Raw genomic sequence first — 13,161 nt, forward strand, 5'->3', positions numbered from 1 at the left:
GATCCCCGCCTGATGCGCCCACTTGTAGCACGTGATCCTCACCAACCCGAGCTCTTTCGCGACCTTCGACACGTTGCCAGCTTCAGCTGGCGGAAGAACTCGGCCTTTTCCTCCGCTGTGTACGACCCCCAACAACACCAAGCCCAGCAGACCAGCAGTGGTAGCGAATCCGACCGTCACCCCGGTAGTCAAACAACTTGACATAGCCACACGGATGAGTTCGAAAGAGAACGATTTCCTATTTGCCTTGCGTTGTCAGCTGGGAGCCTCTATTTTAGGTGAAACGGTTCATGCACAAGGATGAACCGTTTCACTTATCAGGTCTTCCGAGACCACATTGACGAGAAGGAATACGGGACGATGATGTCACGAAGAGTTTTTGCTGTGTCTGCGGCGATGGGTGTGGTGGCACTTGCGGCGGTGATGGCCGGGCCTGTCGCGGGTCAACCGCAACGTGCAAACGCTGATCCCGCAGTTTCGATTCGTATTGATCCTGGACTGCAGTTTCAGACGGTTGATGGTTTCGGCGCTTCGATGGTCGACCAGGTGCCCGGCACGAGTGGATTGCCGTACAACCTCAATTCGCTGTCGGGGGCCAACCGTGCATCGGTCGAGGATCTGCTTTTCTCGCCGAGTTCTGGGATCGGGCTGAATATTCTCCGGGTCGAGTTGGGAGCCGGTCAGACGTACCCCAACGGCAACACCCCCGTGCCCGATTTCACTATCGAACCGAACGCTCCGGCCTCGCCGGCCGGCGCACCGAGCTATGTTTGGGATCACAGTGCTGACGGTCAAGTGCAGATCGCGAAAGATGCGCGTGCGCGCGGCGTCTCGTCGATCTACGCCGATGCATGGAGCGCACCAGCGTTCATGAAGTCGAACGGGGCTGTATATGGGGGCACCCTGTGCGGCTTCACTAGCTGCGCGAGCGGCGATTGGCGACAGGCGTACGCGAATTACTTGACGAAGTATGTTCAAGATTATGCTGCTGAGGGCGTGACGCTCGACTATCTAAGCCCGTTCAACGAGCCGCAGGATGCGCCGAACTGGCAGTCGATGACGGCCAGCAGTTCGCAACTTGCGAGTTTCGTCGATACTCTCGGCCCCACGCTCAGTTCTGCGGGCCTCTCGACCAAGATCGCCAGTTCCGATGTCGCGGATGCGGGTTCGGCTGAAAGCTATCAGCAGGCGATCGAGTCCGATGCCACGGCTGCAGCACGTCAGTCGGTGGCTTCGTTTCATAGTTATGGTGGAACACCTGCGGCGGTTCCTGCGGCGGCACTGGCGGGCAAACCGAGCTGGCAATCGGAGTTCACCTGCGTGGGTGACACCTGGAATATCGCTTACTCCACTGGTTCGTGCGACGGACAGTACTGGGCTCAGACCATTTACACGGCAATGAACAACGGCGTCGGCGCTTATCTGGGCTGGACGGGCGCGTGGAGCCATAGCGACAACGAAGACCTGATTCGCATCACCGGATCGTCGAGCTATGAGGTCTCTGCGCGGCTCTGGGCGATGGGCAATTACTCCCGTTATGTGCATAAGGGTGCGGTCAGGGTCGAGGCCGCCTCGTCGAGTTCTTCGGTTTTGTCGACGGCTTATAAGAACACCGACGGCAGCTACGCGGTTGTCGTGACCAACACCTCAAGCAGCCCCCAAGCGCTCACACTGTCGGGTCTGAATGGCGGAACCGTCACGCCGGTTGTCACGAATGACACCGATCACCTCGCCGCAAAGCCCGCTGTGGCGGTGAGCTCATCTGGGCTCAGCATCACGGCTCCTGGGTCGTCGACCATAACCTACCTGTATTCGGGTTCCACGGCGGGAGCATCGCCGTCGTATTCGCTGAAGAACGTCAACAGCGGCAGTGTGCTCAGCATCGACAACTCGAGTACGGCCGATGGCGCGACGCTCTGGCAATGGCACGACGTGAACGTCGCCGCTCAGCACTGGTATCTGCAGCCGGTCGGGGGCGGGTATTTCGAGGTACTCAGCCCGCTCAGCGGTAAGGCCGTGACGATCGAGCCGCCGTTGACCAGCGACGGGTCGGCAGCGACTCAGCGAACCTGGGCGGCTACCGATGCGCAGAAGTGGCGGATTCTCAGCGTGATCGACGGATCGGTGATTCTGGCGAACAAGGCCTCGGGGAAGACGTTGAGTATCGCCGACTCCAGTACCGCAGATGGGGCGCTGGCTCATCAGTGGTACTGGGCCGGTAGCTCCGCTCAGCGCTGGACGCTCACACCTAACTGACCCGCGAACGATCGCGTGCCGGCCGATGCACGACGCCGGCGCACCGACTTTACAACCTGAGGGAGAAACCATATGACGATGACTGACCTGAAACAGACCGCGACGGTGCGGGACAAGATAGAGGGGTGCTGGCTGGGTAAAGCTGTCGGCGGCACGCTCGGTCAGACCTTCGAAGGGCTCACCGGCCCACTGAACGCGGACTACTATCACCCGGTTCCGGAAGAGATGGTACCCAATGACGACCTCGATCTTCAAGTGCTCTACGCCTGCGTACTGAGCGAGCAGCAGACACCTGTCGTCGACCGTCACGTGCTGGCCGAGGCGTGGCGCGACCACGTCGAGTTTCCGTGGAACGAATACGGCGTGGGAATGCGCAACCTCGCTGAGGGCTTGCAACCACCGCACACGGGTAGCTTCGACAATTGGTTCACTGCCGGTGAGGGCGCTGCGATCCGCTCTGAACTCTGGGCCTGCCTTGCACCTGGAAACCCCGACCTCGCTGCCGCGTACGCCTACGAAGACGCATGCTTCGATCACGCCGGCGACGGCATCTACGCAGCACAGTTTCTGGCCAGGCTCCAATCGTTGGCGTTCATCGAATCCGACCCCGACACGCTCATCGACGGCGCGCTGGCCGGCATCCCCGCAGACAGCGGTATCACCTCGGTGGTGACCGACACGCGACGCTGGGTTCGCGAAAACACCGATTGGCATGCGGTTCGTGAGCTCATTATGGCCGCGTACGGTTCCGATGATTTCACTGATGTGCGCCCGAACACCGGATTTGTCATCCTCGGGTGGCTGATGGGCTCAACGTTCTCAGAACGCATCTGCATCACGAACAACTGCGGAGAGGATTGCGACAGCTCAACGGCGTCGATCGGCGCTCTGCTAGGCATCCTCGACCCGTCGTCGATCGAAGACAAGTGGCTGACCCCGATCGGAAACGATTTGGTGCTAAACAAAGAAATCACCGGCATCACACCGCCCGAGACTCTAAACGGTTTCACCGATCTGGTACTGGATCTTCAGCGTCGCCTGAATTCGGAGGGCCCGGCCGCGGTCTCTGAAGCCTTCGACGCGGGCGCGCATGGCATTGCCGTGCAGATCGCTCACTTCAGCACCGAGTGGGGATCGTGGGCCGACCGCGATAACTCCGAACTTCCGCCGGTTGGCAGCACCCCACCCAAACTTGAATTCTTGCCAGCTCAGCTGCCTGGTACCTGGGTTCGCATGCCGAGCACTTCGTTCGAGAGCCGTCTACTGATGCTGCATTACCGAATGGATGCTCGGGGCCGCGATCAGGTTCGCCTGATGCTCAATTCGACCGAGGACTACCGAATCTGGCTCGACGGCGACTACCTGCACGGGGCCCAAGGCAGCAACTCGATGTTTCCTGCCCCGCACATGGCGCCGGTCGGGCAATTCATCGACTTCACCATCAGCGCCGGGGTACACGACCTGCTTGTCGCGATCAAGAAACCCCCGGCCGGCCGAGATGTCGCCGAATGGGTGCTCGCGCTGGTCGAAATGCCCAGCACCCTCTGGATCGAAAACGCTTTCCGTCCCTAACCGCTTTATCTCGCCCACTCATCACAAATCCCTACACCGACGTAATGGAGAAAACATTGAAAACCACCCGCAACCGGTGGCTCGCCCGTCTTGCAGCCGTCGCCGTGCTGGCAACTGCCGCAGCCGGCATGACAGCATGCAGCTCGAGTACACCGGCCGTTGATCCCAACGCGAAATCAACGATCAACTGGTGGTCCTGGAACCCGGATGCGACCACCGCTCAGCCGTGGATCGCCGCGTTCGAGAAGGAACACCCGAACATCACGGTGAATCAGCGCTTCATTCAAATCGCCGACTACCCCAACGCTGTTCGCCTCGCCGCGACGACCGACTCCGGTCCCGACGTCTTCGGCTTGCAGGTCGGCGCAATGGCACAGCAATTCGCGCCACTGACGACCGACCTTGCACCTCTGGCGGCGCAGAACATTGGCAGCGACTGGCAAACCCAGCTCAACGCCACAGACCAGCTGAACGTGAAAGGCAAGCAAGTCGGTCTGCCCTGGATGATCACCGGCGGCGGCCTGGTCTGGTACAACAAGACCATTCTCGACAAGGCCGGCACCAAACCCCCGACCACGCTCGCCGAGTGGAAGGACACCTGCACGAAGGTCGAAGCGATCGGTGTGAAGTGCTTCGTTCAGGGCGCGAAAGACTCTTGGGTGAACCTCGATGTGTACCAGTCGATCGTCAATGAGATCGCTCCGGGCGAGTTTTACAAAGCCGTGAACGGGCAGGCTGACTTCACCGAAGCCTCATTCGTTCAGGCATTCGATGCGTGGAAGTCGCTCTACACCGATGGAATCATCGACCCCGGAGCGCTCGGCACAACCGAGTACCCCGATGCCAACGACGCCTTCAACAAGGGCGAGGCGGCGATGATCGCGCTCGGCACCTGGAACGACGACCACATGACGACGGCCACCCTGGCCACCGCCGCCACCACGTACGGCCCGCAAATCACTTCGCAGGTCTTCGCACCGATCGCGTTTCCCGACGTCGTCGGTGGCGCGAAAAAAACAGGGCGGCTCTTCGGCGGGCCCGACGTGGGTTGGGCAGTGTCGGCCAAGAGCAAGAATCAGGCCGCAGCGTTCACTTTCGTGCAGTGGTTGACCTCGAGCCAGACCGCCCAGACGATGATGGCGACCTCGCTTCAGACGCCCGCCTTGAAGTCGGTTCCGGTCCCCGACACCGGGCTCACCGACCCGGCCGTGCAGCAGCCTGCGCTTGCTGATCAGGCAACCCAGATCTCGAACCTCATCGGTGCACGTCAGATCTCCAACGCCGACGTCGCGACCGCCCTCGGCCAGGCACTGTCAGCCGTGGCTTCGGGCCAGATGAGTTCTAGTGTCGCAGCCAGCTCCGTCGAGACAGCAATCAAGGCCGCCAACCAGTAGGCGAAAATCTAGCGCTGAAGACGAAACCGAACGAATCACACGGAAAGGATGCGTAACCCCGCGGCTTACACGCCGCGGGGTCACGCCCGTTATGACATCAACCCTGATTCGAAAGACCGAGACCCCGCCACCCGCCAAACCGTCCGTTCGCTCGCGCCCTCACCGCGGGCGTGGCATCGGGCAGAGAACCGTCACGCCATGGTTGTACGTGCTACCCGCCTTGATTCTAGTTGTCGGAGTGATCTACGTCGGCATCGGCTATACGGGCTGGGTCAGCACTCAAGACTGGAACGGCATCGACCCGGCAGGCACCCCCGTGGGCTTCGCCAACTTCATCGCTGCCGTCAACGACCCGGTGCTCTGGCAATCTCTCGGGCACGTGTTCATCTTCGGCGTGCTGACCATCTTCATCCAAATGGCACTCGGGCTGTTCATGGCGATCCTGCTCAGCGGCGAGGCCGTGTGGGGCCGACCGGCCTACAAAGTCATCATGTTCCTCCCCGTCGTTCTCGCCCCGGCCGCCGTCGCGACTGCGTTTCGCGGCATGCTCGCCCCCGACGGTCAATTCAACGACCTCCTGCACACGTTCGGCAGCCAGGGCGCTACGCCCTGGCTGGCAGACCCGAACCTCGCTCTCTACGCCCTAGCCGCAATCAATATCTGGCAGTGGACGGGTTTCAGCTTTCTGCTCTACCAAGCCGCCATCTCGCAAATCGACCAGAACCTCTTCGAGGCCGCCGCGATAGACGGCGCCGGTGCCATGAAAGTCGTGCGTTACATTCTTCTGCCGCAGTTGAAAGGAACTCACGCCACACTCGCGTTGGTGGGCTGCATCGGAGCCTTGAAGACTTTCGACATCGTCTACCTCACGACGGGCGGTGGCCCCGGCCGTAGCACCGAGTTTCTCACCACCTACATCTACAAGCAGGTCATCGAGCAGTACCACGCGGGCTACTCTGCTGCGCTGTCGCTGATACTTCTCGCGATCGCTCTCGTTTTCACGACCATCCAAATTCGCGCCTACCGATTCGGAGAGGACTGAACATGTTCACTCGCCCAACCATGCCCACCCGCGTTGTCGCCCAGATCGTGGCATCGCTTCTGGCTCTGCCGTTTCTTCTGCCTCTGATCGCGATCGTTGCCAAGTCGTTCGACGGCGAAGGCTTCATCAAGAATTATCAGGCCGTCATCACCCAGACGCCGCTTCTGCAATCGACGCTGAATAGTGCCATCATCTCTGCCGGGGTCATCGGGTTGGTCTACGTGTGCACAATGCTCGCTGCCTACGCGTTCGGGAAGATGAACTTCACCGGCAAGACACTCGTCTTCAACTCGATTCTCGTCGGCCTGGTGCTGCCGACCATCGCGTTGGTGGTGCCGTTGTTTCTGATCGTGCAACAACTCGGTCTGTTCAACAACTACTTCGCAGTCATCGTGCCGCTGGCTGCAACGGTCATCCCGTTCACCCTGTTGCTCACCCGCAACTACCTCGCTGCCATACCCGATGAAGTACTCGAAGCGGCCCGGCTCGACGGCTGCAGCAGCTTCGGCACCCTCGTGCGCATCGTGCTGCCGCTTGCCAAGCCGATCACTGCCGTGATCATCGTGTGGGCGTTTCTGCAGGCCTGGAACGAATTCTTTCTCCCTCTTCTCTTTCTACAAGACCAGTCGATGCAGACGGTTACCACCATTCCGCTGTACTTCACCAGTACCTACGGTTCTGATCAGCCCAAGATCTTCGCGGCCCTCGTGCTGATCTGCCTACCGATCGTGATCGCCTACCTATGCTTACAGAAGTTCTTCGAAAAAGGCCTCTCGGCCGGCGCCGTCAAATAGCCGGGCGGCGCTGATGACTCAGGTGGAGCTGCGCACAATGAGCTCGGCCATGAATTCGTGACCGGTCTCTACCGGCGCGCGGCCCTCTGCGAGGTCGAGCACGAACTCTGCAGCGCGCCTACCTAACTCGTACTGAGGCTGACGAACGGTCGTCAGCGGCACCGGGGCCAGAACGGCCGCCTCGATATCGTCGTAGCCGGTAATGGCGAATTGTTCGGGAACGCGTACCCCACGACGCAACAACGTCGACTCCAAAGCGAGGGCAAGAAGATCATTCGCGCAAATCGCGGCGGTGGGTCGAGGCATCCTATCTGCGACGACCTCCGACGCGGCGACGCGCGCCTGGGTACTGTTACCGGCCGCATCCACTCGTCTTAAGACGCTGTCATCCAGTCCAGCCTCGCGTACCGCGCGCAGGCACCCTGCAAACCGGTCATCGATCTGCGGCGCCGCACCCGGGCCACCCATGAAGACGATGTCTCGGTGGCCCTTCTTGATGAGGTGGTCTGCGGCCAGAAATCCGCCATGAACATTGTCGATCTCGATAGTCGGAAACGACGAACCGTGATCTCCTGAACCGATCACGACGACTGCGGCGCCGCTCGCCTCCATTGTGCGCAGATGATTTTCGGTCGTGCTCGCGGCCATCACGACAGCGCCGGCAACCCGCATCTCAGACAACGCACGAGCGTAATGATCTTCTCGACTCGGATCACCATCGGTATTACACGAGACAACTACATAACCGGCCGCGATCGCAACATCTTCGATCCCCCGAGCCACCTCGATCAGAAACGGATTACCCGCATCAGGGATAACAAAACCGATCGCATGGCTTCTGGCGCCCCGCATGATCCGCGCAGCATCATTCGGAATGAACCCCACCTGCTCGATAGCCGCCTCTATACGCGCCCGAACATTCGCAGAAACAGGCTTGCGATCATTTAGATAGTTCGAAATCGACCCAAGAGACACCTCGGCCAACTGTGCAACATCACGAATCGTCGGACCACCAGACACCATCGACCGCCCCGATCGTCAACAAAACTATTGAACCGCTCAATCAATCATGCTAGGGCAACGCGAAGCGCAGGACGCATCGACGAGGCACAAGCCGGCCACATCAAGCAAAACCACCTGCAATTCAGCGTCTGTCTGAATAATGGTGTGGATCAGCTTCCAGTAGGCGTCGTCAACGCTGAGCCATCTCTTACGTCCGCCTCGTCCCATGATGTCCAGGGTCTGTAACGTTTTCGGTGTTTCCAGCATTTTTGGTTAGTAGTTTTCTGCTGCTGGCCAGCGGTCGGCGAAGGTGATCGCGAACGCGTTCAGGGCGGGCTTCCATCGCACGGTCCAGCGTGTCCTGCCGGCCCCTGTCGGGTCAAGAGACCGGGTCACCAAGTAGAGGCATTTGAGCGCGGCGGCTTCGGTGGGGAAATGGCCCCTGGCGCGGACGGCGCGCCGGTAGCGGGCGTTCAAGGACTCGATCGCATTGGTGCTGCAGATCACGGTGCGAATCTCGATGTCGTAGGAAAGGAAGGGTGTGAATTCTTCCCACGCGTTCTCCCACAACCGGATGATCGCCCCGTACTGGCGGCCCCATTTCTCCGTCAGCTCCTCCAACGCCACCCTGGCCGCGGCCGCACTCGGGGCGGTATAGATGGGTCGGACATCCTTCTTGAGGGCGTCCCAGTCCTTCTTCGACGCCAACCGGAACGTGTTGCGGATCAGATGGATGATGCATGTTTGGACCGTGGTGAGGGGCCACACGTTCGACACTACCTCCGGCAACCCTTTCAGCCCGTCACAGACGAGGAAGAACGTGTCCTGGACGCCCCGGTTTTTGATGTCCGTAAGGACACTCATCCAGAACTTCGCCTCCTCACCGCCGGTCCCGGCCCACAAGCCGAGGACGTCTTTCTCGCCTTCCAGAGAGACGCCGATCGCCGCATAGATGGGCCTGTTGGCGACTTGCCCGTCACGGATCTTCACCACGATCGCATCGATGAAAATCGCCGCGTAAACGCCGTCCAAAGGCCGGTTGGCCCACGTCGCCATCTCCTCCGAGACCTTGTCGGTGATTCTCGAGATCGTTTCTTTGGACACCTGCGCCCCATAGATCTGCGCGAAGTGGGCGCTGATCTCACCCGTGGTCAACCCGTGGGCGTACAGGGAGAGGACCAACTCGTCGACTCCGGTGAGGCGGCGTTGATGCTTCTTCACGATCACCGGCTCGAATGTCCCGTCCCGATCCCGCGGCACCTCGATCTCCACATGCCCGGTCGCTTCGGTCAGGATCGTTTTCGGTCTCGTTCCGTTCCGCACGTTCGAGGAACCACGGTCAGGTTCAGCGTGGTTGTTCTCATGGCCGAGGTGCTCGGTCATCTCTTCGTTCAGCGCGGTCTCGAGGACCGTTTTGGTGAACTGCTTCAACAGCCCGTCCGGGCCGGTCAGGGACAGGCCCTGCTCGGCCGCCAGGCGCACCAGCTCCTTCGCCGCCAGTTCCTCCGCGGAGGGTTCCGGCTTGTTTCTTTTCACAGCATCCAGTGTCGTCATCACGGCACCTTCCCCGCCAGACTCACGCCCGACGTATCAGACCGGAAACACCGAATTCGAGACAGTCCCGCGAGAGCCCTTGCAATACCTTCTTTGACCCCCGTAACCCCACCAATACATGAACGCATACATCGGGTCGATTGTGTTTGTGACCGGGTCCGGGGTTGGCGAGATCGTGACCGTCATCGGCTGCCCGACGACGGGCTGCGGCGTGGCCGGCCTCGTGACAGTAGGGACGGGAGGTGGGGTGTTGTCGATGACGAAGAAACATTGCTGGGCAGCGTCGGAAGGGGCCGGAGGCGCTCGGTGTCTAGGCTGTAGTCATGGCCACAGTCCTCCTCGTGCGGCACGGCCGCACCACCGCGAACGCATCCGGAGTGCTGGCGGGCCGAACCGCCGGGGTCAGGCTCGACGCGGTGGGGATCGAGCAGGCGAAACGCGCAGCGGCACGCGTCGCTGCCGTTCCGGTGGTCGCCGTGGTGTCGAGCCCACTCGAACGCTGCCGCCAGACCACGCGCATTCTGCTTGCGAGCCAGCAGGGAACTCTTTCGACATCCATCGAGAAGGCCATCACCGAGTGCGACTACGGCGAGTGGCAGGGGAGGCAGCTGAGCGACCTCTCAAAGGAGCCGCTCTGGTCGGTCGTTCAGTCGCAGCCCTCGGCAGCGGTGTTCCCCGGCGGCGAGTCGCTGGCCCAGATGCAGGCGCGCTCGGTGTCGGCCATCCGCCGGCTCGACGCGGAGTTCGAGGCCGAACACGGCCCGCGCGCGGTGTGGGTCGCCGTCAGCCACGGCGACATCATCAAGTCGGTTCTGGCCGATGCCCTCGGAATGCACCTCGACCTCTTCCAGCGCATCACTGTGGGTCCGGCATCCCTCTCCATCGTGCGCTACGGGGCGAACCGGCCGGACGTGGTGTCGACGAACACCGACTCGGGCGACCTCTCCTGGTTGGCGAAGAGCGAAGCCCCTGCCGATGCTGCCGTCGGTGGCGGCGCGGGCACGGAGTAGAGCACCGGGCAGGCCCCGAAGCAAGGCCCCCGGCCAGGGCGGAGCGGGCGCCCGGCCGCGCTTAGAATGGCTGCATGCCCACCATCGTCCATGGCTTCGACTGGCCCGACAGGGTGGTTGTCGGCACCGTCGGCCAGCCCGGTTCCCGCTCGTTCTACCTGCAGGCGCGCACCGGATCCCGCATCGTGAGTGTCTCGCTCGAGAAGGAGCAGTCGGCCGTTCTCGCTGAGAAGATCGAGGAGATCCTCGACGAATTGATGTCGGCAGATGGCAACCCCCTGAGCATCCCCGACGCCACCCCGGTGGAACTGGTCGACAACGATCCGCTCGAGCAGCCCGTCGACTCGCAGTTCCGCACCGGAACGATGAGCCTCGGCTGGGATCCGTCGACGCTGCAGGTCGTCATCGAAGCGTTCCCGGTGATCGAGACCGACGACGACGATGACTCCTTCGATCTCGGCGAAGCACCCGAGGCGGGCGTGTTCGAACCCGAGGAGATGATGGTCGTGCGCATCCCCGTCGGCACGGCCCGGGCGTTCGCGAAGCGCACCCTCGAGATCGTCGGCGCCGGCCGGCCGCTCTGCCCCCTCTGCGGCACACCGGTCGATCCCGAAGGCCACACCTGCGTGATGCCCGGCGGCTTCTGACCGTGAGCGGGGCCCTTTCGTCGGGCGGCGAGCTGGAGCTCACCGGGCGGATCACGACGGCCTCGAACGCGACGTTCCTCGCCCAGCTGGGCGACCTCACCGTCGTCTACAAGCCCCTCTCGGGCGAGAAGCCGCTCTGGGACTTTCCCGACGGCAACCTCGCGAACCGGGAGGCCGCCGCGTACCTCGTCTCAGAGTCCCTCGGCTGGAACGTGGTTCCGCGCACGTGGCTCGGTGACGGCCCGCTCGGCCCGGGCATGCTGCAGCTCTGGCAGGAGGTCGATGAGACTCAGGATGCCGTCGACCTCGTCTCCTGGGGAACGATGCCGGAGTCGGGCTGGCGTCACGTGTTCGACGGGCGTGACGAGCACGATCATCCAGTGTCCCTCATCCACGAGGACTCGGCCGAGCTGCGGCGCATGGCCGTGTTCGACATGGTCACGAACAACGCCGACCGCAAAGGCAACCACATTCTGCCGATGCCGGGCGGGCACCGGTACGGGGTGGACCACGGCCTCACGTTCCACGAGGAGCACAAGCTCCGCACCGTGCTCTGGGGCTTCGTCGGCGATGAGCTGCTGCCGGCTGAGCGCGAGGGGGTCGAGCGGGTGCGGACCGAGCTCGACGGCGCCCTCGGCGAGGCGCTCTCCGGGATGATCACCGCGCGCGAGTTGCGGGCACTCGCCGCGCGCTGCGATCGTCTGCTCCAGGCGGGGAAGTTCCCCGGCCCCCGCGGCCAGATGCCCGCCGTTCCTTGGCCCCTGTTCTGACGGGCCTCTGCTGCCCGCGTGCACCCGGCCCGCCCGGGCATCCGGCCGAGTGGGCATCCGGCCTGCCCGTACGGTTCTCAGCCGAGGTGCACGGCCTCCGCGTCGGCGACGAACCCGCTCCGCGGCACGCGTACCGTGAACCAGCTGATCGGAGCGGCGAGCGGCACGCCGACGGCCGCGGCCAGGAACACGGTCGAGTAGCCCTCCACGAATCCGGCGAACGGGCCGGAGCCCGCCGGAGCGGCCGACGCGACCATCTCGGCGTAGAGCGCCGTGAAGACAGCGGTTCCGATGGATCCGCCGATCTGCTGGGTGACGGTGAGGGCGGCTCCGCCCGGGCATCCGCCGTCGAGGCCGCCCACCGCGTGATCACGCCCCGCACCCCTGAGTGGCGCACAGCGCCTCGACGCACCTGACCAAACGACCGTGATGAAGTGAGTGATGCTCGTGTAAGGTGGCCTCGACACACCAAGGCGACTTCTCGAACGGGCAGGACAGTTGACCCACCATCCCAGAAATCTGAAACGGGCGTGGCCTGGCGCATTGTTCTGCACGACTGTCGGCGCAATCATCGGACGCTCGATTCCACCGCCCTACCCAGACGGACAGTGGTGGGGCCAATTCATCGTGTCTGCCGGTTCGGCGGCAGCCTTGCCGTCGTTGGCGCAGGGGTCGCAGCATGGATCGCATTCCACAACTCCAGACGCGATCGAGATCAAAAGCAGTTTGCAGATGATCGTTCGCAATGGTGGGGCCGCTTCACCTGGGCGTGCGACAAGTCGGTGAGCACCGACCAAGGAGACTCCGAGATGGGACTCTCAGTTCTCCGGGCACTCATCGATGCGCCGTGGTCCAGAGACGAGGACAATGAGATGGCGATAGGGGTCGCGAACGTTATTCTTGACTCACAGGTGGCCTTTCGCACAAGGAGGAGATGGTGGCAGACGTGAGTGGATACAGCGAGCGGGCCCACGAACTCGCAGAGGAGCTGGCAGAGAGGGCCGCCGAGAACCTTCGCCGCTCTGGCAAGACCGTTGTGCGGAACCCGACCACCGGACGATACATCGTCACCAGAACGAGCCCATCGAACCCGGAAACGCACATTCGCCGCGTGGCCTGA

At 62.4% G+C, this 13,161-nt stretch carries 13 protein-coding genes; 9 read left to right on the forward strand and 4 right to left on the reverse strand.

Going from position 1 to position 13,161, the window contains the following annotated elements; all coding sequences use genetic code 11:
- Positions 1-300 precede the first annotated feature (300 nt).
- The 5 genes from B7R22_RS14485 (at position 301) to B7R22_RS14505 (ending at position 7,058) form a co-directional block, all read left to right on the forward strand.
- The gene (locus tag B7R22_RS14485) at positions 301-2,256 is read left to right on the forward strand and encodes an RICIN domain-containing protein (RefSeq protein ID WP_116412420.1); all 1,956 of its coding nucleotides are present in this window, start codon (positions 301-303) and stop codon (positions 2,254-2,256) included.
- Between the two features lie 78 nt (positions 2,257-2,334).
- Positions 2,335-3,828 (forward strand): ADP-ribosylglycohydrolase family protein, encoded by a 1,494-nt coding sequence (locus tag B7R22_RS14490; RefSeq protein ID WP_172582429.1) that lies wholly within the window; start codon positions 2,335-2,337, stop codon positions 3,826-3,828.
- A gap of 44 nt (positions 3,829-3,872) precedes the next feature.
- On the forward strand, positions 3,873-5,222 hold the full coding sequence (locus tag B7R22_RS14495) for an ABC transporter substrate-binding protein (RefSeq protein ID WP_172582431.1): 1,350 nt from the start codon (positions 3,873-3,875) through the stop codon (positions 5,220-5,222).
- Between the two features lie 238 nt (positions 5,223-5,460).
- Positions 5,461-6,264 carry a carbohydrate ABC transporter permease gene (locus B7R22_RS14500; RefSeq protein WP_172582433.1) on the forward strand — a complete coding sequence of 268 codons (804 nt, stop codon included), beginning with the start codon at positions 5,461-5,463 and terminating at the stop codon, positions 6,262-6,264.
- A gap of 2 nt (positions 6,265-6,266) precedes the next feature.
- On the forward strand, positions 6,267-7,058 hold the full coding sequence (locus B7R22_RS14505) for a carbohydrate ABC transporter permease (RefSeq protein WP_116412424.1): 792 nt from the start codon (positions 6,267-6,269) through the stop codon (positions 7,056-7,058).
- Positions 7,059-7,076: 18 nt separating this feature from the next.
- Here B7R22_RS14505 and B7R22_RS14510 read toward each other — a convergent pair whose 3' ends face one another.
- The 3 genes from B7R22_RS14510 to B7R22_RS14520 are packed head-to-tail and all read right to left on the reverse strand — an operon-like array spanning position 7,077 to position 9,617.
- Entirely contained in the window at positions 7,077-8,081 is a 1,005-nt protein-coding gene (locus B7R22_RS14510) for a LacI family DNA-binding transcriptional regulator (RefSeq protein ID WP_116412425.1), read from the reverse strand.
- 36 nt (positions 8,082-8,117) lie between these two features.
- Complete coding sequence (locus B7R22_RS14515; RefSeq protein ID WP_116412426.1) at positions 8,118-8,327, reverse strand: hypothetical protein; 210 nt, start codon at positions 8,325-8,327, stop codon at positions 8,118-8,120.
- 6 nt (positions 8,328-8,333) lie between these two features.
- Entirely contained in the window at positions 8,334-9,617 is a 1,284-nt protein-coding gene (locus B7R22_RS14520) for an IS256 family transposase (protein WP_437184151.1), read from the reverse strand.
- Between the two features lie 320 nt (positions 9,618-9,937).
- On the opposite strand from B7R22_RS14520, the gene B7R22_RS14525 reads away from it, so the two are divergent.
- The 3 genes from B7R22_RS14525 (at position 9,938) to B7R22_RS14535 (ending at position 12,041) form a co-directional block, all read left to right on the forward strand.
- Positions 9,938-10,624, forward strand: coding sequence for an MSMEG_4193 family putative phosphomutase (locus B7R22_RS14525; protein WP_116412427.1), 687 nt, complete (start codon positions 9,938-9,940; stop codon positions 10,622-10,624).
- 74 nt (positions 10,625-10,698) lie between these two features.
- Positions 10,699-11,271 carry a DUF3090 domain-containing protein gene (locus B7R22_RS14530; RefSeq protein WP_116412428.1) on the forward strand — a complete coding sequence of 191 codons (573 nt, stop codon included), beginning with the start codon at positions 10,699-10,701 and terminating at the stop codon, positions 11,269-11,271.
- Between the two features lie 2 nt (positions 11,272-11,273).
- Positions 11,274-12,041, forward strand: coding sequence for an SCO1664 family protein (locus B7R22_RS14535; RefSeq protein ID WP_116412429.1), 768 nt, complete (start codon positions 11,274-11,276; stop codon positions 12,039-12,041).
- Between the two features lie 77 nt (positions 12,042-12,118).
- On the opposite strand, the gene B7R22_RS14540 is transcribed toward B7R22_RS14535, so the two are convergent.
- Positions 12,119-12,403 carry a hypothetical protein gene (locus tag B7R22_RS14540; protein ID WP_116412430.1) on the reverse strand — a complete coding sequence of 95 codons (285 nt, stop codon included), beginning with the start codon at positions 12,401-12,403 and terminating at the stop codon, positions 12,119-12,121.
- 575 nt (positions 12,404-12,978) lie between these two features.
- On the opposite strand from B7R22_RS14540, the gene B7R22_RS14545 reads away from it, so the two are divergent.
- Entirely contained in the window at positions 12,979-13,161 is a 183-nt protein-coding gene (locus B7R22_RS14545) for a hypothetical protein (RefSeq protein WP_147305403.1), read from the forward strand.

Origin of the sequence: Subtercola boreus (genome assembly GCF_003399635.1) — a bacterium.
In the GTDB taxonomy this organism is placed as follows: domain Bacteria; phylum Actinomycetota; class Actinomycetes; order Actinomycetales; family Microbacteriaceae; genus Subtercola; species Subtercola boreus_B.